Source organism: Microbulbifer sp. SAOS-129_SWC (genome assembly GCF_039696035.1).
In the GTDB taxonomy this organism is placed as follows: Bacteria; Pseudomonadota; Gammaproteobacteria; order Pseudomonadales; family Cellvibrionaceae; genus Microbulbifer.
This window is the reverse complement of sequence record NZ_CP155567.1, coordinates 87433-107989: the sequence shown is the minus strand read 5'-3', so window position 1 is coordinate 107989 and position 20557 is coordinate 87433. Positions and strand designations below refer to the sequence as shown.

Annotated in this window: 20 protein-coding genes; 5 read left to right on the top strand and 15 right to left on the bottom strand. The window is 63.5% G+C overall.

What is annotated here, in order from left to right:
* Positions 1–24: 24 nt before the first annotated feature.
* Genes ABDK11_RS00505 through ABDK11_RS00490 form a run of 4 tightly spaced genes read right to left on the bottom strand, consistent with a single transcriptional unit; the run spans position 25 to position 3548 of the window.
* Positions 25–1725 (bottom strand): flotillin domain-containing protein, encoded by a 1701-nt coding sequence (locus tag ABDK11_RS00505; protein ID WP_346838365.1) that lies wholly within the window; start codon positions 1723–1725, stop codon positions 25–27.
* An 18-nt stretch (positions 1726–1743) separates the two neighbouring features.
* Complete coding sequence (locus tag ABDK11_RS00500; RefSeq protein ID WP_346838364.1) at positions 1744–2403, bottom strand: YqiJ family protein; 660 nt, start codon at positions 2401–2403, stop codon at positions 1744–1746.
* Entirely contained in the window at positions 2403–3065 is a 663-nt protein-coding gene (locus tag ABDK11_RS00495) for a PspA/IM30 family protein (protein ID WP_346838363.1), read from the bottom strand. Before ABDK11_RS00495 ends, ABDK11_RS00500 begins: the two co-directional genes overlap by 1 nt.
* Positions 3066–3092: 27 nt before the next feature.
* A complete protein-coding gene (locus ABDK11_RS00490) occupies positions 3093–3548 on the bottom strand; it encodes a hypothetical protein (RefSeq protein ID WP_346838362.1) in 456 nt (151 codons plus the stop codon).
* A gap of 239 nt (positions 3549–3787) precedes the next feature.
* On the opposite strand from ABDK11_RS00490, the gene ABDK11_RS00485 reads away from it, so the two are divergent.
* On the top strand, positions 3788–6310 hold the full coding sequence (locus ABDK11_RS00485) for a plasma-membrane proton-efflux P-type ATPase (RefSeq protein ID WP_346838361.1): 2523 nt from the start codon (positions 3788–3790) through the stop codon (positions 6308–6310).
* 101 nt (positions 6311–6411) lie between these two features.
* The gene (locus ABDK11_RS00480) at positions 6412–7803 is read left to right on the top strand and encodes a nicotinate phosphoribosyltransferase (RefSeq protein WP_346838360.1); all 1392 of its coding nucleotides are present in this window, start codon (positions 6412–6414) and stop codon (positions 7801–7803) included.
* A gap of 27 nt (positions 7804–7830) precedes the next feature.
* On the opposite strand, the gene ABDK11_RS00475 is transcribed toward ABDK11_RS00480, so the two are convergent.
* Positions 7831–8361 (bottom strand): lipocalin family protein, encoded by a 531-nt coding sequence (locus ABDK11_RS00475; RefSeq protein ID WP_346838359.1) that lies wholly within the window; start codon positions 8359–8361, stop codon positions 7831–7833.
* A gap of 294 nt (positions 8362–8655) precedes the next feature.
* Complete coding sequence (locus ABDK11_RS00470) at positions 8656–9432, bottom strand: ferredoxin--NADP reductase (RefSeq protein WP_346838358.1); 777 nt, start codon at positions 9430–9432, stop codon at positions 8656–8658.
* Positions 9433–9556: 124 nt separating this feature from the next.
* Between ABDK11_RS00470 and ABDK11_RS00465 the strand changes: the two genes are divergently transcribed.
* Positions 9557–10438, top strand: coding sequence for a LysR family transcriptional regulator (locus ABDK11_RS00465; protein WP_346838357.1), 882 nt, complete (start codon positions 9557–9559; stop codon positions 10436–10438).
* Between the two features lie 57 nt (positions 10439–10495).
* On the opposite strand, the gene ABDK11_RS00460 is transcribed toward ABDK11_RS00465, so the two are convergent.
* Positions 10496–10990: a hypothetical protein gene (locus tag ABDK11_RS00460; protein ID WP_346838356.1), complete on the bottom strand. Its 495-nt coding sequence runs from the start codon at positions 10988–10990 to the stop codon at positions 10496–10498.
* A 405-nt stretch (positions 10991–11395) separates the two neighbouring features.
* Positions 11396–12862, bottom strand: coding sequence for a RimK family protein (locus tag ABDK11_RS00455; RefSeq protein WP_346838355.1), 1467 nt, complete (start codon positions 12860–12862; stop codon positions 11396–11398).
* On the opposite strand from ABDK11_RS00455, the gene ABDK11_RS00450 reads away from it, so the two are divergent.
* Together ABDK11_RS00450 and ABDK11_RS00445 are read left to right on the top strand one after the other, a co-directional pair.
* Entirely contained in the window at positions 12861–13043 is a 183-nt protein-coding gene (locus ABDK11_RS00450) for a hypothetical protein (protein WP_346838354.1), read from the top strand. The two genes, ABDK11_RS00455 and ABDK11_RS00450, sit on opposite strands and share 2 nt — an antisense overlap.
* The gene (locus ABDK11_RS00445; RefSeq protein WP_346838353.1) at positions 13033–14151 is read left to right on the top strand and encodes a GNAT family N-acetyltransferase/peptidase C39 family protein; all 1119 of its coding nucleotides are present in this window, start codon (positions 13033–13035) and stop codon (positions 14149–14151) included. Before ABDK11_RS00450 ends, ABDK11_RS00445 begins: the two co-directional genes overlap by 11 nt.
* On the opposite strand, the gene ABDK11_RS00440 is transcribed toward ABDK11_RS00445, so the two are convergent.
* The 7 genes from ABDK11_RS00440 to ABDK11_RS00410 all read right to left on the bottom strand — a co-directional run bounded on the left by ABDK11_RS00440 (position 14148) and on the right by ABDK11_RS00410 (position 20510).
* Positions 14148–15794: a M28 family metallopeptidase gene (locus ABDK11_RS00440; protein ID WP_346838352.1), complete on the bottom strand. Its 1647-nt coding sequence runs from the start codon at positions 15792–15794 to the stop codon at positions 14148–14150. The genes ABDK11_RS00445 and ABDK11_RS00440 overlap by 4 nt on opposite strands.
* Before the next feature lie 115 nt (positions 15795–15909).
* Positions 15910–16656 carry a hypothetical protein gene (locus ABDK11_RS00435; protein ID WP_346838351.1) on the bottom strand — a complete coding sequence of 249 codons (747 nt, stop codon included), beginning with the start codon at positions 16654–16656 and terminating at the stop codon, positions 15910–15912.
* Positions 16657–16671: 15 nt separating this feature from the next.
* Positions 16672–17082, bottom strand: coding sequence for an ACT domain-containing protein (locus ABDK11_RS00430; RefSeq protein WP_346838350.1), 411 nt, complete (start codon positions 17080–17082; stop codon positions 16672–16674).
* A gap of 107 nt (positions 17083–17189) precedes the next feature.
* The gene (locus tag ABDK11_RS00425; protein WP_346838349.1) at positions 17190–17894 is read right to left on the bottom strand and encodes a hypothetical protein; all 705 of its coding nucleotides are present in this window, start codon (positions 17892–17894) and stop codon (positions 17190–17192) included.
* Positions 17895–17992: 98 nt separating this feature from the next.
* Positions 17993–18448, bottom strand: coding sequence for a hypothetical protein (locus tag ABDK11_RS00420; protein WP_346838348.1), 456 nt, complete (start codon positions 18446–18448; stop codon positions 17993–17995).
* A gap of 342 nt (positions 18449–18790) precedes the next feature.
* Positions 18791–19252: an ecotin family protein gene (locus ABDK11_RS00415; protein WP_346838347.1), complete on the bottom strand. Its 462-nt coding sequence runs from the start codon at positions 19250–19252 to the stop codon at positions 18791–18793.
* 82 nt (positions 19253–19334) lie between these two features.
* Positions 19335–20510, bottom strand: coding sequence for a cytochrome c (locus ABDK11_RS00410; RefSeq protein ID WP_346838346.1), 1176 nt, complete (start codon positions 20508–20510; stop codon positions 19335–19337).
* Between the last annotated feature and the right edge of the window lie 47 nt (positions 20511–20557).

Sequence of the window (20557 nt, the reverse complement as noted above, 5' to 3'; positions counted from 1 at the left end):
TTTTCACTGACCTGACAGCATAACTCAGCTTTCGGTCTCGGGGACCCTGGCAAAATCGCCGACGCCCGCTTCCTTCAACAGCGAGTCCACCAGCGGCGCCATGGCGCGGTGCTTGAGTGCGCTGCCAACCAGTGCTTCCGGCAGGCTCTGACCCTGGGCTTCGCCGTCGGCGTTAACGATGCCACCGCTTGCGCGACCGTCGACACCACTCAGGCCTTCGACGGAAATGATCTTCATGCCCTCGATACTCTCCAGAGGCTTGACACTCTCGCGGATGATACCCGGCAGGTTCTCGTGCAGGCTGAGCACTTTCTTCAGCGCAATCTGCGCTTCGCTGAGACTGTTGAAGGCTTCGTTCATCAGGCGCTGGCCTTCGGCGTCCACGATGTATTTCTCGCGGTCTGCCTCCACCTTGATACGCACCGCTTCGGCTTCGGCGCTGGCCTGCAGGCGCAGGGCCTCGGCCTTGTCTTCCGCGGCCGCTTTGTCCGCCTCGGCCGCCACCTTGATCGCGGTGGCCTGGCGTTCGGCTTCCTTCTGTGCCTCGATGATTTCGATACGCTTGTCGCGCTCGGCAACTTCCACGTCCTTGGCCGTGCGTACCTGCTCTTCCGCTTTTACCGATTCGGCCAGCGCCACGTGGGCCTGCTGGTCGGCTACTGACTGCTCCTTGGATTTTTCCGCTACCGCGATTGCGCGTTCCTGCTCGGCGATTTCCAACGACTTCTGCTTGGAGATGCGCTGCTCTTCGAGAATGCGCTCGCGTTCGATCTCCTGCTCCTGCAGGCGTTTTTCTTTTTCGATCTCCAGCAGCCTGGTGGCCTGCTCGGCAGCGATGCGCGACTGGTCGACCTCGCGCGCGGCCTCAATCTCGGCCTGGCGTGCTGCGCGGTCCTGGGTGGCCTGCTCGCGGGCAATATCGGCTTTCTGCGCCGCCTCGCGGTTTTCGACCTCGCGCTGCTGTTCCAGGTGGGCGTAGCGTTTCTCCCGTTCGATTTCCAGTCTTTGCCGTTCGGCCTCGAGGTTTTTCGTCTCGATCTGTACGCGGGTTTCCTGTTCGACGTCGTTCACTTCCTTGCGCCGCGCCTCGATGGATCGCGTCATGCTGGCGAGACCCTCGGCGTCAAACACGTTGTCCTGATTAAAGAATTCCTTGTGCGTCTGGTCGAGGCCGGTGAGGGAAACCGATTCCAGTTCCAGGCCATTTTTCAACAGGTCCTCGGACACCACCTGTTGTACTTTCTGTACAAACTGACTGCGCTGCTCGTGCAGTTCTGCCATCTGCATCTCCGCCGCCACCGAGCGCAGCGCATCGACGAACTTGCCCTCGATCATGTCCTTCAATGCTTCCGGATCCAGCGTGCGGATACCCAGGGTCTGCGCCGCGTTGGCAATCGCATCGGTATCCGGCTTCACACGCAGATAGAATTCGGCCAGTACATCCACGCGCATGCGATCTTTGGTGATCAGCGCCTGGTGTTCCTTGCGCGATACCGCGAGGCGCAGCGTGTTCATATTGACCGGGATAATCTCGTGCAGCACCGGTAACACCAGCGCGCCGCCGTTCATGATGACCTTCTGCCCGCCCATACCGGTGCGCACGAACGAGCGCTCCTTGGACGCGCGGGTATACAGGCGTGCGAAGATGGTACCGATGACGATCAGGCCCACCAGTACCGAGCCGGCCATCACTAAAATCGTGGAAAAATTGTCGATCAGATTCACTATCATTAACTCCTTTTTTTAATTGTTTCCCATCAGGTGCTGGCTAGTCGGGCGAATCACGCGGAAACTGGCTCCGCGCTCTTCCACCAGCAGGACCTGCTCTCCCTGAGTGAAGGTTTCATCTACATCCGGCTCCACCATCACATAGTGGGTCGTGCCGAACTCATCGCTGAAGCGTGCCTCCGCCGGCGAGCCGGCAGCGGCCTCGCCGATGGTGATGGTCGCCACACGGCCGATAAAGGATTTGCGCCCTACCGCTTCGGTTTCATCACCGATGGCAAAACGCCGCAGCAGGTTGCCGACAAAGCGCACCTGCGGCAGCGCCAGCAGCAGTACCGGAATGGCCAGCAACCAGGTCGGCAACAGGAAACCGACCAGCGAATGCGCCAGCATCTGCAACAGCAGGCCAGTAACACCAAAGGCGACCAGGAATGCGACCAGCAGAATCAGCGCCGGCACTTCACCGAAGCGCAGCCAGCCGAGGAAGCGCGTCAGCACGCCGCCCGCTTCGGTATCCGGCGCGTCCACGTCGATATCCGCATCCGGCAGCAGGTTGTCGAGCAGATCGGAAATGCCGACGCCAATGAGTGTCATGGCTCCCTCCAGCACCGCAATCATCAGCATCAATACCAGTGCGCCGGTGTACAGCAGGTTGCCGTCTTGAAGCAGGAATGCCATCAGGCCTCCGATTTTATTTTCGCCAGCCGCTCCTTGATGCGGTTGCTGCGCGCCAGTTCTTCCAGCTCGGCGAGCTTGCTCGCATCGGCATTCGATTGGGCGGTGGGTACACCGGCGTTTTCCAGCACGCGATTGAAGGCGCCCTCGGCCTGATCCACCTTGTCGGCGGTATTGCGGCTGCTGCCGCGTTCGTCACCGCTGGCGCCATTACTGACGTGTTCGCTGGCTTTGGCAAAGTCGCGCAGCTGTTCACGCATATCGCGCTTTTTGCCGGCGAGTGCGCTGATGTAGGCATTCAGCTCGCCGATTTCGGCATCGGCCTCGGCGATGGCCTTTTCCAGCACCGGCAGCTGCGCCTCGATATCCATCTGTTTGGCGATGGCGGCTTCGGCCAGATCATCGCGGTTTTCTTTCACCGCGACATCAATCTGCCCGGCCAGTGCGCTGTGGCGATTGTTTTCCGTGTTGAGGGTTTTGCTACTGAGATACTTGGCCGCTTCGGCCTTGCCCAGCTGATCGCGGACTTCGGCAATAGCGTCGTCGAGTTCGCGGATCGCCTGCTCCATTACCAGTTGCGGGGTAGCGTTTTCCACCGAATCCACCAGTGCGTTGGCGGAGGCGGAGATCAGGCGGGAAATACGGGTTACGAGTCCTTCTTTCATTGTTTTCTCCTTCCTTTCCTCATTTAACTATTTATTCAACAGGCTATCGAGCTGTTTCTTGATCCGTGTGGCAGTTGCTGACGCGGCGCAGCGCGAATCTTGCTGCAGCGCCAGCAACAGGATTTTTTCCATGAAGGCCTCAATCGCGGGTAGGGATTTGCGTTCCAGTTGCGGCGCCATCTGTTCGTCGTCGGTGCAGCTCTGCACCGCCGCGGCGCCCTCAGCGAGCAGTTCCAGCAGTGCCTCCACCAACAGGCTGCGCGGTTCTTCTTCCGCATAGCGCGCCTTGATCGGCAGTACCGCTTCGCTGGAGGCAATGTAGGCGCGGGCAAAGCTGTGCATGCCAACGGAGTCGCGCGCCATGGCGATCAGCTCGCGCACTTTTTCACTCTGGGTAACCGCGCCGTTGCGGTCGATCGACATCAGGTAGGCGTAGTCACCCGGAGATAAACGCGCGGAGATGGATTGGGTTTTATTGAGCATGATGTCCCCTTCCCTGAGATGTATACAAAAGTACACACAGCGTAATTACCGGTCAATTACATGCGCTTACAGCGCTGCGATTGGCGCCAATAGCATTTTTTCTACGTATGAATGTCACTAGCGTCCGCCTCGACGTCAACCCGGGCGAAGCGCGGGTGCCGCTGTGCTTTGCTTAAGAGATCCATGTGGCCCGATGCGCTGGCGTGTCCGGGCCGCTTCCGAAGCAACGGATAGCAGTGATGGCAGGCTCACCCGCGCGCGACGGCGCGCATCGACAGACAGGTGCGGAGCAGGGAGAAGCGCAACGCGTGGATATCGACGCGCTGTTCCGGCAACTGGATTCATCACCGGCGGGTCTGTCCGCCGCGGAGGCGGCAGCGCGGCTGTCGCGCTACGGGCCCAATGCGCTGGCGGAGGAACACACCAGTACGCTGCGGCGCCTGCTGGGGTATTTCTGGGGTCCCATCCCGTGGATGATCGAGGTGGCGGCGCTGCTGTCGGCGCTGGTGCGACACTGGGACGACTTCGCCATCATCCTGGTGCTGCTGCTGTTCAACGCCGCGGTGGGTTTCTGGCAGGAGTACAAGGCCAGCAATGCGCTGGAGGCGCTGAAGCGCCAGCTGGCCCTGCAGGCGCGCGTGCGCCGCGACGGCAACTGGTCGGCGATCGAGGCCAGTGCGCTGGTGCCCGGCGATGTGGTGCGCCTGCGTCTCGGCGATATCATCCCCGCGGACGCACGGCTGTTCGACGACGGCTACCTGGCCGTCGACCAGTCGGCGCTCACCGGCGAGTCGCTGCCGGTCAACAAGGGCGCCGGGGAACTGGTCTACTCCGGCTCGGTGGCGCGCCAGGGGGAGATGACTGCGGTGGTGACCGCCACCGGCAGCGAGACGTTCTTCGGGCGCACCGCCGGGCTGGTGCAGCGCGCCGGCGCCGCGTCGCACTTCCAGAAGGCGGTGCTGGCCATCGGCGACTACCTGATCTACCTGAGCCTGGCACTGGTCACGATCCTGATCGTGGTGCAGCTGTTCCGTCATGCGCCACTGCTGGAGCTGGTGCAGTTCGCGCTGATCCTGACGGTGGCGTCGATCCCGGTGGCCATGCCGGCGGTGCTGTCGGTGACCATGGCGGTGGGGGCACTGGCGCTGTCGAAGATGAAGGCCATTGTGTCGCGCCTGCAGTCAATCGAGGAGATGGCCGGGGTCGATATCCTGTGCTCGGACAAGACCGGTACCCTGACGCAGAACCAGCTTACCCTGGGTGAGCCGGAGGTGTTTGCCGCGCGCGACGCCGGCGACCTGATCCTGGCGGCGGCGCTGGCCTCGCGCGCCGAGAACGGCGACGCCATCGACCTGGCCGTGCTCGGCGGCCTCGACGACAGCAGCGCGCTGGCGGCGTATACCCAGACCGCCTTTACCCCGTTCGACCCGGTGCACAAACGCACCGAGGCACAGATCCGTGCACAGGACGGCAGCAGCTTTCGCGTCAGCAAGGGCGCGCCGCAGGTCATCCTGGCGCTGGCCAATCCGGACCGCGACACCGCGCAGCGCGCCGCCAGCGCCATCGATGCCAGCGCCGAGAAGGGCTACCGCACACTCGGCGTGGCGCGCACCGACGCGGACGGCAACTGGCAGTTTCTCGGCATTCTGCCGCTGTTCGATCCACCGCGGGAGGACTCGGCGCAGACGCTGCGCGATGCCGGCGCGCACGGTATCGCGGTGAAAATGGTCACCGGCGACAACGCCGCCATCGCGCGGGAGATCGCCGGCAAGCTGGGGCTGGGCCGGGAGATCCAGCCGGCCAGCGCGCTGTTCGGCGACGAGGGCAAGCAGGTGCCGGCGGATCTGGCCGAGCGTATCGAGCGGGCGGACGGCTTTGCGCAGGTGTTCCCCGAGCACAAGTACGCCATCGTCAAGGCGCTGCAGTCGCGCGGGCACCTGGTCGCGATGACCGGCGACGGCGTCAACGACGCGCCGGCGCTCAAGCAGGCGGATGTGGGTATCGCCGTGTCCGGCGCCACCGATGCGGCGCGCGCGGCCGCCGACCTGATCCTCACCGCACCGGGGCTGTCGACTATCGTCAGCGCCGTGCAGGAGGCGCGGCGCATTTTCGAGCGCATGAATTCCTATGCGATCTACCGCATTACCGAGACCATCCGCATCATGATCTTCGTGGTGCTGGCGATGATCGTCTTCAACTTTTACCCGATCACCGCGATCATGATCATCCTGCTGGCGTTCTTCAACGACGTGCCGATCATGGCCATCGCCTACGACAACACGGCGCTGTCGCCGCATCCGGTGCGCTGGGATATGCAGCGCGTGATCACCGTGTCGACGGTGATGGGCGTGGTCGGCACCCTCGGCAGTTTCCTGATGCTGTTCCTGGCGGTGGACTGGCTGCACCTCAGTGTGGCCAAGGTGCAGACCTACATCTTCCTGAAAATGGCCGTCGCCGGGCACCTGACGCTGTTTGTCGCGCGCAGCCGCAGCTGGTATTTCCTGCGTCCGTTTCCGGCGCCGATCATGATCTGGGCGGCGGTGTCGACCAAGCTCGCCGCGACGGTGCTGTGCGCCTACGGGTTCGGCCTGGTCACGCCGATTTCGTGGCCGGAAATTGGGCTGGTATGGGGCTATGCGATTGTGTGGTCGTTTCTCACCGACGCCGCCAAGGTCTCCGTCTACCGCCACCTCGACCGCAGCGCGAAGCGCCACCGCAATTTTCTCGCCACCGTCGGCACGCACCTGCACCGCCGGCATTGACAGAAACCGCAGTGCCGGCCGTCTACACTTCAGTATTTGCCGCGGGCGTCATTCTCTGCTGAGCCGCCGTCCGCAAGAACCCATGGCCAGCGATCAGACGCATGTTCCACCACAACCTGATCCTCAACGTCGACAGCTACAAAGCCAGCCACTACCTGCAGTACCCGCCGGGCAGTGAGTACGTGAGTAGTTATATCGAGTGCCGCGGCGGCGAGTTTCCCGCGGCAGTATTTTTCGGCCTGCAGGCATTTATCCAACAGTATCTGTTAACGCCGATTCAGCGCAGTGATATCGACGAGGCCGAGGCCATGCTCCATGCCCATGGCCTGCCGTTTCACCGTGCCGGCTGGGAACACATCCTGCAACAACACGGCGGTCTGCTGCCGCTGGAGATCTCCGCGGTGCCCGAGGGCACGGTGGTGCCGCTGCACAATGTGATGCTGCAGGTGGTCAACACCTGTGTGGAATCTTTCTGGCTGACCAGCTATATCGAGACGGCGCTGGTGCGCGCCATCTGGTACCCGATGACGGTGGCCACCCAGAGCCGCGCGATCAAGCAGACCATCGCCCGCTACCTGGACGACACTGCGGACAGCCGCGACGGCCTCCCGTTCAAGCTGCACGATTTTGGCGGCCGCGGCGCCAGCAGCCTGGAGAGCGCCATGCTCGGCGGCATGGCGCACCTGGTGAATTTTAGCGGTACCGATACGGTATCGGCGCTGGTGGCGGCGCGGCGCTATTACGGTGCGGAGATGGCCGGCTTCTCGATTCCCGCCGCCGAACACAGCACCATGACCGCCTGGGGCAGAGAGCGCGAGGCGGATGCCTACGCCAATATGCTCGACCAGTTTGCCGGGCCGGGCAAGGTCGTGGCGGTGGTCAGTGACAGCTACGACTTATGGCACGCGATCGAAAACATCTGGGGCGGTGTGTTGAAGGAGCGGGTCATCAACAGCGGCGGCACTTTGGTGGTGCGGCCCGACTCCGGCGATCCGAAAACGATCGTCACCGAGAGCCTCGAGCGGTTGATGCGCATTTTCGGCAGCCGCGTGAACAGCAAGGGCTACCGCGTGCTGCCGGACTTTATCCGCGTAATCCAGGGTGACGGCGTGACCCGCAAAACCATTCCGGAAATTCTGCAGGCGATGAAAGAGCGCGGCCAGAGTGCGGAAAATATTACTTTCGGTATGGGGGGCGCGCTGCTGCAGAAAGTCGACCGCGATCTGCTCAGCTTCGCGATGAAGGCCAGTGCCATCCGCATCGATGGCCGCTGGCAGGATGTCTACAAAAACCCGGTGACCGGCCCGGAAAAAAAATCCAAACGCGGACGCCTGGCCCTGGTGCGCGACGGTAACGGGAGTCGCGATGAAGTCACCACGATCAAGCTGGAGGATCTGGGCGCACGCGACAACCTGCTGCAACCGGTCTACCGCGACGGCCAGCTGCTGCAGGAAACCGACTTCGACACAGTGCGCGCACGCGCCGAACTCTGATGCGGCGCAGCCATCGCTGATGCCGGGTTACTCGGCCGCCTGCTCGACGAACAGCAGCTTATCAGTATCAAAGCCCGCGGCGCGCGCCTTGGCCACCAGCCGGTCGATGGTCGCCTGCGGTAGCTGCGGTTTGCGTGCCAGCAGCCACAGGTATTCTTTGTTGTAGCCGCTGACCAGCGCATAATCGTAGTGCTCGCGATCGAGCGCGACGACGATATAAGACGCGTAGAAGGGACCGAAAAACGAAACTTCAAGCTGCCCCACATCGTCGGCGCCGGCGAACTTTGCCTTGCCGACTGACTGCCGCCACTTGCCCTTCTCCGCATCGAATCCGCGGTTGACCACCTTGACCGAACCGTCGTCATTCAGCGAGTACTCCGCGGTGACCCGCGACAGGCCGCGCTCGAAGCGGTTGTCGAGGCGCGCTATCTCGTACCAGCGGCCGAGGTAACGCTGCAACTGGAAATCGTCGACCGGCTGTACACCGGCCGGCACCCCGCTGCAGCCACCCAGCAGCGCCGTCAGCCCCGCCATCAACATCACACACAATTTCCGCACGGTATTTACTCCAAACTAACTTCTAAGTGCTTCTACGCATAAAAATCAGTTTAGGATCAGGTGGCAGAAACAAAAAAACCACCCTGCGGGTGGTTCACGGAGAAGACAACATCTCTGGAAAAGGGTGCAGGATAGTACACCGGGGTCGACACTCCGAAAGCGCTGGCTGCCCTACCGTTCCTTGCGCAAATCCGTCGCGCTGACACTTTCGAAGTACCGACTCCGCTGACCTATCCGGCCAGGAAGTCTGTGTGCGCGGCGCAAGCACCGCGCACACAGGAGATATTACCCTGCTTATTTCTCGACGAAGGCGCGCTCGATCACATACTCGTGCGGAACCCCGGCGCGGGTTTCGCGGAAACCCCAATCGTCGAGGATGTTGGTCAGGTCTTTCAGCATCGCCGGGCTGCCGCACAGCATAAAGCGGTCCTCTTCGACATTCGGCTGCGGCACGCCCAGGTCGGAGAAGATCTTGCCCGACAGCATCAGGTCGGTCAGGCGTCCGGTGTTGCGGTAGGGCTCGCGGGTGACCGTCGGGTAGTAGAGCAGCTGATCGCGGATCATCTCACCGAAGTACTCGTGGTTCGGCAGCTCATCCTCGATATGCTGCTGGTAGGCCAGTTCGGACACATAGCGTACGCCGTGGGTCAGAATCACCTGATCGAAACGCTCGTAGACATCCGGATCCTTGATGATGCTCAAGAACGGCGCCAGGCCGGTGCCGGTGGACAGCAGCCACAGGCGTTTACCCGGCAGCAGATGATCCGCCACCAGGGTGCCGGTGGGCTTGCGGCTGACAAAGATCTCGTCACCGGGTTTGATCTTCTGCAGCTGCGAGGTCAGCGGGCCATCCGGCACTTTGATGCTGAAGAACTCCAGCTGGTCCTCGTAGTTGGCGCTGGCGATGGAGTAGGCGCGCAGCAGCGGGCGACCGCTGTCCTGCTGCAGCCCGATCATCGTAAAATGGCCGTTTTCGAAGCGGAAACCGGGATCGCGGCTGGTCTTGAAACTGAAAAGGGTGTCGTTCCAGTGATGGACTTCCAGCACCTTCTCTATATTCAAATTAGACATAAGCTTAGAACCACTTATTCCTGTTTTCTCTTAATGATTGAATTCTAGCCCTGGAACATCTATAGGCAAAATGGGATATTTCGATACTTGTTATCGAATTTATCAATTAACCTGAGAAAGCATTTTGCGCTACTCCCTCCGCCAGCTGGAAGTCTTTCTCGCCTGCGCCCACTACGAAAATGTCAGTCGCGCGGCCGAGAGCCTGAATATGTCCCAGTCCGCCGCGTCCACTGCGCTGAAAGAGTTCGAACAGCAGTTCGCGCTGCGCCTGTTCGAACGCACCGGCAAGCGCCTGCGCCTGAACGAACTCGGGCGCCAGCTGTGGCCGCGGGCCGAGGAGCTGCTGGAGCGGGCGCGCGAACTGGAGCAGACGCTGGCCACCCACCGCGACCTGGGGCGCCTGAAGATCGGCGCCACCCTGACCATCGGCAACTACCTCACCGCCGGGGTCATGGCCCGCTATATGGCCGAGCAACCCGGCGCCGGGGTGCAGCTGGATGTGGCCAATACGGCGTCCATTGCCGAGCGGGTGCTGAATTTCGAGCTGGACCTGGGCCTGATCGAGGGCGAACTGAATCATCCCGACCTGGAAATGGTGCCCTGGCGCGACGACCAGCTGGTGGTCTTCTGTGCACCGGAGCACCCATTGGCGGGGCGCAAACGGCTATCCGACAAGGACCTGTGCGCGGCCACCTGGATAGTGCGCGAACCCGGCTCCGGCACCCGCCAGACCCTGGAGCGCGGCCTCGCCGGCCTGTGGCCGCAATTGAATATCCTGTTGGAATTACAGCACACCGAGGCGATCAAGCGCGCGGTGGAAGCGGGGCTCGGCATCAGCTGTCTGTCGCGGGTGAGCCTGTCCGACGCGTTGAAACGCGGATCACTGGTGGAGCTGCCGGTGCCGCAGCGGGATTTCAACCGCGAATTCTATTTTGCCCTGCACCGGCAGAAATATCGCAGTGCCGGCATCGAGCGCTGGCTGGAATTGTGTCGGCAGGTACCGTAAACAAAAAAGCCATCCGCATGCGGATGGCTTCTTGACCACGAATTCCGGCAAACGGAATTACTTGACCGGCACCAGCTGTGATTTCAGCTCTTCCGGTACCTGATCGATGGAAGCGATCGTCAGGCTGTTCAGTGCAGTCGATGCGGTCATCGGCTGCAGGGAAGCACTGGCGGAGTTCGGCAGTTTCCACATGGCGCCAGTGGCCGGATCCACGATCAGCATGCCGAGCACACCGCCAAGCAGAATGTTGCCGAGATACCAGCCATCAATACCCGCTTTCAGCTGAAAGCTTTTCTCGTTGTAACCGGCCATCTGGTATTTCACGGTATAGCTGGCGGAGGAGAAGAAGCCGTCGGAAGCAGACAGGGTGACGGTATCCGGGGTCACGCCGCTTTGTACATCCAGGCCCGCTTCGTTGGTAATGGTATAGTTCGCCCCGGTCGGTGTGCTGTTAATGGTCACCGGATAAGTGCTGTCACTCAGAATGCTCGCGCAACCAGAAGCCAGCAATACACCCGCGGCCACAACCCCCAATGTAAATTTCTTGATCATGAATCTTCCTAATATATAACTTTCTTGTCATTGCCGGCCTATCCACAGCCGGACGCGGGAGAATATCACAGTATCGATGTGATTCCTTTGGCGCGAGGGCAACGCGCGGGTAAATTACCCGCTGCTACGGCGAGCGGAAAAGATACCGGTTGATATTTTGTGCGAAATTTACCGTCGGGTTTGGACGTTGCTATTCCAACCCACGTTGCTTTGCGCCAAATATCCACGAGTAGTCGCTGAGCCGGCGAAGACAAGGTTCGCTCCTGCAGATTTCACTTTATCGTTAAAATCTACTGCAAAACCTGCGGCACTTTCGGGCACTGCTTTAACTAGACACTAGACCGCCTCTCGGTGGAGCGCACCTTGTGTTCGCCCTCTCCCGGCTGGCAGCGGCAGCGCCAGGACTCACGTCCCCGCCCTGCGCGCATCCAGTCGCCGGACAAATTCCTGCAGGATCAAACGGTAAAGCTCGCGACCGAGATACTTGTCTTCCACGCCGCTGTCGATCGAGGGATTGTCATTGACTTCGATTACAAAGCCTTTGCCGGCAGACTCTTTTACGTCGACACCGTAAAAGCCGTTCCCGATCGGCCGCGTGGCCTTTAAAGCGGCTTGCAGCACCGCACGCGGCACCTCGAAGGTCGGCAGGGTAGCGGAACTGCCGCTATTGTTTTTCTTGGTGCCGTGGTTGTAGATCTGCCAGTGGTTCTTGGCCATATAGTAGCGGCAGGCGTACAGCGGCTTGTTGTTGAGCACACCGATGCGCCAGTCGAATTCCGTATACAGAAATTCCTGCGCAAGCAGCAGACTCGACTCGGCAAACAGCTCTCCCAGTTTGTCCCGCAATTCCGCCTCACTATGCACCTTGACCACACCGCGCGAAAAGGAACCGTCGGGGATCTTGATCACCATCGGCAGGCCCAGCTCGACCAGCGCGCGCCGCACGCCGGCCTCGTCACCGCGATGCAGGATACGGGTCTTCGGTGCCGGCACCTTGTGGGTGGCGAACAGGTCGGCGAGATAGATCTTGTTGGTGCAGCGCAGGATGCTGGTCGGGTCGTCCAGCACCACCAGGCCCTCGGCCTCGGCTTTCTTGGCAAAACGATAGGTGTGGTGGTCGATGGCGGTGGTCTCGCGGATAAACAGCGCATCGAATTCCGGCAGGCGCATGTAGTCCGCGGGGCCGATCATCTCCACGGCGAAACCCAGCTCGCGCCCGGCGCTGACAAATTTCTTCAGCGCGGCGGCATCGGACGGCGGCAGCGCCTCGTCCGGGTTGGCGAGGATGGCAAGGTCGTAGCGCGTGTTGGCGCTCTTAGTGCGCGGGCGCCACACCTGGTTGCTGAACGCGTCCAGCGCCTCGGCGAACAGGGTCTCCTCCGCCTCGCCCAGCTCGCGGTGGGAGCAGACGTGCAGGTCGACGATCTCCCAGCTCTCATCACAGGCGAGGGAGATCTCCAGGATCGGGCAGGCGAAGCGGTCGAACAGCAGCCGCGCGAGCGGCTGCAGCGCCGGCTCGGCGCAGTGGCCGAAGAAAGATTTGATCACCCGCCGCGCACCCGGCACCTCCGGCGGCTGCAGCTTGTTCAGCGCCGGCATCAGCGGCGCCAGCTGGAGTTTGTATAGTTGCGGCACCGACAGGTCGTTGAGCGTGCGCACACTGGGCAGCACATGGTGGCTGCGCGCCTCCGCCAGCAGCGAGCAGTAGTAGCCCTCCGCGCGGTAGTCGTAATCGGCACACAGGTTGATGATGCGCACGCGCTGCGGGCGGGCGGGCAACTGCAGATAGTCGGCAAAGGTGATCACGCGCTCACTGGGGTAGTAGGGCGCCCAGTCGCTGGGCTGGTCGATCACAATTAGCACCTGGGACATGAACAAAGGCGCCTCAAAAAGGGGTGGGTCAACAGCGCGAAAGATAGAAGAAAACCCGCACTTCTCCTATCTTTTTGTGCGGCTTTTTTTGCTGCATTTTCCCATGGTTTTGCTACTGTTGCCGGGCCGCAACTTCGCGGTGTTCACAGCCGCCTCCGGCGGACGCCACCATGCCGTCTGAATCCCCGCCGACCTTCACCATTCGCCCCGTCGAAGCCGCCGACGTGCCCGCGCTGCACGCGCTGGAGCAGGCCTGTTTCGCCGGTGACCGCCTCAGCCGGCGGCGCTTGCGCCACTGGGTGGCGGCGGACAACCGCGTGTTCCTGGTGGCCGAGCGCAATGACCTGTTGCTCGGCTATGTACTGGTGCTGCTGCGCCGCGGCACGCGGCTGGCGCGGCTCTATTCGCTGGCGGTGGGCCCGGCCGGGCGCGGCCAGGGCATCGGCCGCGCGCTGCTGCTGGCGGCGGAAGAGGCCGGCAGCCACAGCCGCCGCCTGTATATGCGTTTGGAAGTGGCGGAGGATAACCGCAGCGCCATTGCTCTCTATCAGCAGCTCGGCTACCGCACCTTCGGCAGCTACTCCAATTATTACGAGAACGCCGGCAATGCGCTGCGCATGCAGAAACGCATCCGCTACCGCTCGGAAAACCTGCAGCAGCTGGCCGTGCCCTGGTATGGCCAGACCACCGAATTCACCTGTGGTCCGGCGGCAGCGATGATGGCGATGGCAGCGCTGCAGCGCGATTACCAGCCGTCCGTCAGCGAGGAGCTGGCACTGTGGCGCGAGGCCACCACCATTTTCATGACCTCCGGCCACGGCGGCTGCCACCCGATCGGCCTGGCGCTGGCGATGGCGGCGCGCGGTTTCGATTGCTCCGTGTACCTGAACCGGGACACGCCGCTGTTCGTCGACGGCGTACGCAGTGCCGGGAAAAAAGCGGTGGTGCAACAGGTGGATGCGGACTTCCGTGCAGCGGCGCGCGTGCGCGGATTGCCGGTGATCGAGCGGGAATTTACCCAGGCGGATCTGCAGCGCTGGCTCGGTGAGGGCGCGCTGGCGCTACTGCTGATCAGCACCTACCGCCTCGACGGCAAGAAGGTGCCACACTGGGTGGCGCTGACCGGTATCGACGAGGCCTGTCTGTACGTGCACGATCCGGACAGCGACGACGAAGACAACCCGCTCGACAGTCAGTATCTGCCGATCGCACGGGACGACTTCGCGGCCATGTCGCTGTTCGGCAGGGAAAAGCTGCGCACCGCGGTGGTGGTGCGCAGAAAACCCTAGTGGGCTTTTTTGTCCGCGGGCGGACTGAACAGATCGCCGAAGAAGTCACCCTTGTACCAGTGCGGCTTGCGCTTCGCGTCGGCCACGTCGCGGGCAATCGCATAGTTCACTTCGGTAAACTGCTTGGCGGCGACGTAGTTGATCTGTGTGTCGGCCTCGTCGGACGGGCTGTGGTAGCGCTGCTGCAGGAAGCGGTTCTGCAGCGCGGTGCCATTCACGTTCGGGTCCGCGGCCTCGCGGCCGCTGATCAGGTAGATGGACGGAATCCCCTGGCGCACGAAGTTATAGTGATCGCTGCGCACGAAGATCACCTCTTCCGGCATCGGGTCCGGGCTCAGCTTGAGGCCGGCGCGCGCAGCCGCGCGCGCGGCGGTCTTGCCCAGCGTCGAATGTTCGGCGCCGAAGGCGATAATGTCCTTGAACGGGTACAGCAGCATCGGCATATCCAGGTTGATATCCGCCACCATCGAACCCGGCGGCACCGGCGGATGCTGGGCGAAGTAGTCGGAGCCGAGCAGTCCTTTCTCCTCGCCGGTCACCGCAACGAACAGCAGCGAGCGGCGCGGGCGCATACCGGATTCGGCGAACAGTCGCGCGGTTTCCAGCATCACCGCGACACCGGCGGCATTGTCCTGGGCGCCGTTGTTGATCTGGTCGCCCTCCCCTTTGCCCACGCCGATATGATCGAGGTGTGCACTGAACACTACGTACTGGTTTTTCAGTTGCGGGTCGATGCCCGGCAACACCGCCACCACATTGGGGCTGGAGATTTCCTGGTGCACGGCGCCGCTGGTCAGCGCGGCCTGGTACGGCAGCGGGAAACCGCGCGGCACCAGCCCGTTTTCCATCTCGGTATACACCGTATCGAGGCTGCGCGGCGCGCCCATAAACAGCTGGCGCGCGGCGGGCATATCGAGCATCACGCCCGGGTGCAGACCCGGAATCGCATCCGCGGGCACACCGTCGGCGGCGATCCAGTCGAAGCTGTCGTCATGCAAATGCTCGCGCTGGCGCCGGAACGGCCAGCGCTTTTCCCGTTCGGGTGTATTCAGCAGGATGTAGCCGACGGCGCCGTGGCGCGCGGCGGTCTCGCGCTTGGTGCGCCCGGAGGCGTAGTGCGCACCCACTTCGCTGGGCAGCCGCTGCGGGCGACCGGCCAGCACCACGGCAATTTTGCCCTCGACATCGAGGCCGGCGTAGTCGTCGATACCGTAGTCCGGCGCGTCGATACCGTAGCCGACGAACACCAGCGGCGCGGTGGTGACGGTGTCCTCGCTGACGGTGGGCGGCGAAGCGACAAAGTCCTCGCCGAAGTGGAAGGTGATATCGCCATCGCGGCCGCGCAGCACCAGGGTCGGCTTGCGCTTGCCCCAACTGGCGCGCACGAATGGCACTTCCTGCAAGTAGCCGTGACTGCCGGCGGGCTCCAGCCCCATAGCGCGGAACTTGCCGGCAACGAATTGCGCCGCGCGGCGGTACTCGGCGCTGCCGGTGTCGCGCCCGGCCATGTTGTCGGCGGCGAGGAATTCCACCGTTTTGCGGATGTTATCGCTGTTGGCACTGGGAATCGGTGCGAGCGACGCGGTGGCGCAGGCCACCAGCGCGAGCGCCAGTACGGCGCTGAACAGGGTTTTTATTTTCATCGACAAGCAAGTCTTTTTTGGAATTCTGTGGGCGGTTGCCGCGGGGCACACAACCGCAATTGCTGTTACGACGGGAAGCTTACCACGATCCACAAGCGCGCCATCGGGACCGGCTTCAGGCCGCGCGCTGGATCCCCGGGAAGGCGTGGCGTATCGCTGCGGCGAGCTGCTCGCCGGCGGTGTCCGCACAGAAGTCGCCGTGGGCGGCCATAAAATGCAGGATCGGCAGCGTCAGCAGACGCTCGAAATCGGCCTGCAGCCAGTGCGCCACATCGCCGTGCGGCGGTGTCACCCGCGCGCGCCAGCTCGGCGCCACCTGCAGGCCGCGGCGAAAACCCGCCAGGCGCAGCAGGTTGCGACCGCACCAGCTGCAGCCGTGCCACGAAGACCAGTACTGCAGCGCGTCGCAGGCGAGCAGCAGACCGCCGTTGTACGGCAGCCACAGGACCGCTTCGGGAAACTGCGCGCGGTGAAATTCCATAAAGCGGCCACCGGGCACCGGGCAGTCGCCGCCCTCGCACAGCAATTGGTCCGGCATCGGCGCCGGGTACAGGTCGCTGTGGGGCTGGCGCCAGAAGGTGAGGTTGAAATGGTCGCGGTAGTAGAGGTCGTCGCAACCGTGGTGGTAGCCGAGGCGTACTGCGTGACGGATGATACCCAGATCCTGCAGTTGCTCCTCCTGCACCGGGCGCAGGCGCACCGGGTTGATCAGGGTGAGTTCATCGCCGTAGCGCACGATGCCCATGTTGCGATTGATCACCGTGGCCGGGGCGAGTTTGGCCGTGCCCGGCACGCAGAAGAAATCCGGGAGCAGGCGCCGTATCTGACCGTGGGGTTGCGGCTGCGGATAATCGATCTGCATCGGCGCGCGCAGGTGCTAGGTGTACTGGGCGCGGTTGGCGAGTCCGCGCAAAACTTGTAGCGCGCGCTGTGCATCCTGTTCCGGCACGAAGATATGGTCGTGACGCAGCGCGGCGACCACATTCGCGCTGATCCCCGTCTGCGCCAGCTCGCCGGCGACCGCCGCAGTGAGGCCGACGGCATCGAGGCTGGAGTGCACCTGCAGAGTGATCTGGCGGAATGCGCCGCTGTGTTCCAGGCCCGCGCGCTCGGCGGCGACCCGCGGCAATATGGCACAGGCGCCCTCGCGTTCGCGGAACAGGCACAGGCACTGATCGGCCAGTTCCGCCAACCGGTGCGGTGGCATGGGACTGAATACCCAGGTCTCCCCCTGCAGACGCGGATCCAGGTTCTGCAGCAATTTTTCCAGACGCACTTCTGCGCTCATAGGGTGTTCGCCTGTTGTCAGTATCGAAAGCCGCGGTCATTTTACCGGCCGTGCCGGCCATCGCCGCGAACAGCCGGGGCGACTTCGCGCTGCGGCATCAACCACCCTCAGTCTGGCGCCGCCCCACTGCCGGAAGGAAAGGTCTCGGCATCGACATCGGGCTCACCGGGCGCGGGGCTGGTATCCAGCTGCGCGGCATCGGCCTCGCGCTTGGCCTCGCGCTTGGCCTCGCGATCCCAGCGGTCCAGCGTGCGGTTGATATCATTTTCCAGTCCCATTTGCGGGAAACTCGGGCAGGACTCGTCCCGTGACGGATTGTGCCATCCCGACAGCGGCGCGACGAATACCACCAGCGATTTGTGCAGGTGGTTGCGGCCAATACTGGCTTCGGTCCAGGTGGTCTGCCAGGCATACTTGCCGCGCACGGCGTAATCGCTTTCGTAGGATTTCAGGGTGAGGAAATAGGGATAGATCTTGCCATCGCGACAGACGATGCGCCGCTCGGTCTTGATATTGGCCATTTGCGTAAACGGATCGAAATACCAGGCGATATCATAGCCGAAGGCGAAATGCATCTTGCCGCCGCGCTCAATGAAGGCGTAGGAGCGCCCGGTGCCGTCGGCGCGCAGGCTCCACACGTGGCGGGCCTCGCCGTCGCGGGAAATCAACCAGTCACCGACCCACTGCGACGCCTGCAGGCGCGAGTGCGCGTGCCAGCCCTGGGCCTCGTCGCGCCCGTCGCGGTCATTCGCCGCGGCGGCGCCGCAGGTGAGGATCAGGGCCAGGGTGAGAATAAAGCGTCGCTGCTTCACCACTATACTCCGGGTCCGCTCCACTCTTCCCTGAGACGTTGTCTCCCTGAGAATCAGTCCTGCCTGCCGACACCGTATCGCTATCGACTGTAGCCGGGTCAAACGCCCAGATTGGGGCACTCCTTACCGGCGCGCGGGGTATTCCAGCTGCTCAGGCGGCGCTGGAAGCTCAACAGGACACCGCCTTCCTGCAACCAGTGGCGGCCATCGATTATTGCGAAGTTTAGGGTCACCGGGCTCCAGCCGGTAAAGGCGACCGCGACTACACCGCCATTGCAGCGCACCGAGGCCCCGGTGCGCACCTGCACGCGATCACCCTTCAGTTTCCAGCTGATCGCGAAGCCATGGGACAGTTGCCCGTTTGGCTGGAAGCCATAGGCAAAACCGGAACCATCGGGGAGCAGCTGCCACACCAGCTGCTCGTCACCCTCGCTGACCACCAGCCAGTTGCCGGCCCACTGGCGCTGGCTCGACTCGGCCGCGGCGGCCGCCAGCGGCAGCAACAGGAACAACATCAGAATCAGACCGTAGGCCTGGCACATGGGCCACAACACGGCTCGCAGCAGCCGCGGTGGCGCGGACTCGCGAGAAGGTGAAACGGAGGGTTGGGTTTGGGAGGACAACTGCCGACGCAAAAACTTCATGCGCAAATCCACTACTGCTGGTGACTGCGAATGGCGGCGGTGGCGCCGCCGGTTTTCCTGTCCGGTCCCGGCGGCTGCGGCCGCGGGCCGGCATGAAAAACCGCACTGTGCGCGTTTTTTCACGTCCCTCTTATCAAAAGGCTAGACGCTAAATGCCACTGTGGCAGCGAAGACATCAAATTATTCGCCCGCCAGGCGCCGCAGTGGGGATGGGTGCAGCGCGGGATATTACGGAAGGCCCGCGCCCGGCGGTCACTGATCGGCATCGCGCAGCGACTTGTCGGCGCGCCAGATGCGGTACTTGAGTTGTACGTCGGGGGGCAGGTAGACCACCAGCGGCTGGCGGCTGTCGTAGGGGACCAGCAACCCGTCACCGCGCACGCGCACGAAGCGGCGCTTGCGACTGGTGTCGGCGCAGGCACCGGCGGCCTGCACCGGCTGCAGATCACCGAGCACATAGTAGCGGGCACCGCCGTCGAGCTTGCGCCGCGCCAGCCCGGCGCGATAGCTGAGCAGGCGGCAGTCCGCCAGTTGCGCCCTGCCCGGCACCAGCTCCACCCGGTAGCGGCTCTGGTCGGTCACCCTGGGCAGCTGGATGACATGGCGCGTGTGACCATCCAGCGCGGCGGGAAAATCATCGAGCTCCGCCGCCACGGCACCGGCCGCGCTGAACAGGGTATACAGCAGAATCGTAGGAATAGCGCGCAGCAACATAGGGAGTTCCCGCAGATTCGGCGCCGCCGGGTGCGGTGGCGCGTAAACCAACAAACTGCTTCCAGTGTAGCAGTCCGGTTACTCAGCGCCGGCGCCGGCGTAGCCACAGCAGCAGCCCCAGCACTACCGAGACCGCGAACAGCAGCGTGACCCAGCCGCGGAAATCGCTGGCAGGTGGCGGCTGCAGACGCGTGCGGGCCTGGGCCAGGCCGCTGCGCAGCTGCTGGAAAGCGGCGATGACCTCGGCGTTGGAGGCGTCGCCGAGAATGGCGCTGCGCAATGCCTGCCAGCGCGCCGACAGCTGTGTCTCCAGCGGCTGGTCGCGCTGCGCAAGGGCGTCGCGCTGCGGCAGGTAGCCCTCGCGCAGGGCCAGTACCATCTGGTGGTAGGCACTGGCATTGTCGCCGGCGCGGTAGGCGCTCTCGGCCAGTTGCAGCAGGCCGTCGGCGCGCGCCAGCGGATGCTGCAGCGCGCGCACGCGCTGCGGGTGGCCGCGCCACCACATCAGTGCCGCGGCGGCGTCCGGCGACAGCTCCACCGGGCGCGCGGTGGCCATGCCCGGCAGCCCGACCAGCGCCGGATAGCGCCGGGCCTCGTCCACCGGCGGCGGCTCGGTGCCGGTGACCGCGAGGCTGGCCACGGTGACCGCCAGGGCCCAGCGCTGGCGACTGCTGAGGTCGGCGTCGAGTCGCCGCGCGTGCACCGTGTCGGCGCCGGGGTCGAGAATGTTGTAGAGGTCGTAGAGGCTGAAGCTGGCCATGCGCCGATAATCGGTCAGCGCCGGGCCGCTGGCGCCCTCACCGCGGGCGCCGTGGCAGGCGGCGCAGCGCTTCTGGTACAGCGGCGCGGCGACACTGGCGGCGGGCAGCATCTCCGCCGGCGAGCGCTGCAGCTGGTACAGCTGCGCCAGGCGGTCGGCGGCCGCATTGGCGCGGCGGCGCACCTGTTCACCGCTGCGCTTGGCGGCGATGGCGCCATCCAGGTCGCGCACGCTCTTCTCCAACGCCGCGCGCCCCGGGCGATCCGGCAACCCGTGCATCATCTCCAGCGCGCGATTCAGGTTGCGCTGCTGCTGGCGGTAGAGGGGTTGGTCGATCACCGCACCGTCGCGCACCGCGTCGGCGTAGTCGGCGGCGATATAGGACAGCAGGTTGCTCGCCTGCGCGGCGAGCGACTCCTGCTCCTCGGCCGCGGCTGGCGCTGCAGTCAACAGCTGCAGGCACAACAGGGCGGCGCAGATAAGCCAGTTGTATTGCATCGTCGTCGATTTCTTATTCTGGTTTCGAGCAGGGTCGTGTGCGGACA

Bases quoted from the DNA above. Each gene is read 5' to 3' on its own strand.
- ABDK11_RS00480 (WP_346838360.1), top strand. From the start codon at position 6,412: ATGTTCCACCACAACCTGATCCTCAACGTCGACAGCTACAAAGCCAGC.
- ABDK11_RS00490 (WP_346838362.1), bottom strand. From the start codon at position 3,548: ATGCTCAATAAAACCCAATCCATCTCCGCGCGTTTATCTCCGGGTGAC.
- ABDK11_RS00495 (WP_346838363.1), bottom strand. From the start codon at position 3,065: ATGAAAGAAGGACTCGTAACCCGTATTTCCCGCCTGATCTCCGCCTCC.
- ABDK11_RS00455 (WP_346838355.1), bottom strand. From the start codon at position 12,862: ATGTCCCAGGTGCTAATTGTGATCGACCAGCCCAGCGACTGGGCGCCC.
- ABDK11_RS00430 (WP_346838350.1), bottom strand. From the start codon at position 17,082: ATGAGCGCAGAAGTGCGTCTGGAAAAATTGCTGCAGAACCTGGATCCG.
- ABDK11_RS00435 (WP_346838351.1), bottom strand. From the start codon at position 16,656: ATGCAGATCGATTATCCGCAGCCGCAACCCCACGGTCAGATACGGCGC.
- ABDK11_RS00445 (WP_346838353.1), top strand. From the start codon at position 13,033: ATGCCGTCTGAATCCCCGCCGACCTTCACCATTCGCCCCGTCGAAGCC.
- ABDK11_RS00460 (WP_346838356.1), bottom strand. From the start codon at position 10,990: ATGATCAAGAAATTTACATTGGGGGTTGTGGCCGCGGGTGTATTGCTG.
- ABDK11_RS00415 (WP_346838347.1), bottom strand. From the start codon at position 19,252: ATGTTGCTGCGCGCTATTCCTACGATTCTGCTGTATACCCTGTTCAGC.
- ABDK11_RS00450 (WP_346838354.1), top strand. From the start codon at position 12,861: ATGAACAAAGGCGCCTCAAAAAGGGGTGGGTCAACAGCGCGAAAGATA.
- ABDK11_RS00410 (WP_346838346.1), bottom strand. From the start codon at position 20,510: ATGCAATACAACTGGCTTATCTGCGCCGCCCTGTTGTGCCTGCAGCTG.
- ABDK11_RS00440 (WP_346838352.1), bottom strand. From the start codon at position 15,794: ATGAAAATAAAAACCCTGTTCAGCGCCGTACTGGCGCTCGCGCTGGTG.
- ABDK11_RS00470 (WP_346838358.1), bottom strand. From the start codon at position 9,432: ATGTCTAATTTGAATATAGAGAAGGTGCTGGAAGTCCATCACTGGAAC.
- ABDK11_RS00500 (WP_346838364.1), bottom strand. From the start codon at position 2,403: ATGGCATTCCTGCTTCAAGACGGCAACCTGCTGTACACCGGCGCACTG.
- ABDK11_RS00485 (WP_346838361.1), top strand. From the start codon at position 3,788: ATGGCAGGCTCACCCGCGCGCGACGGCGCGCATCGACAGACAGGTGCG.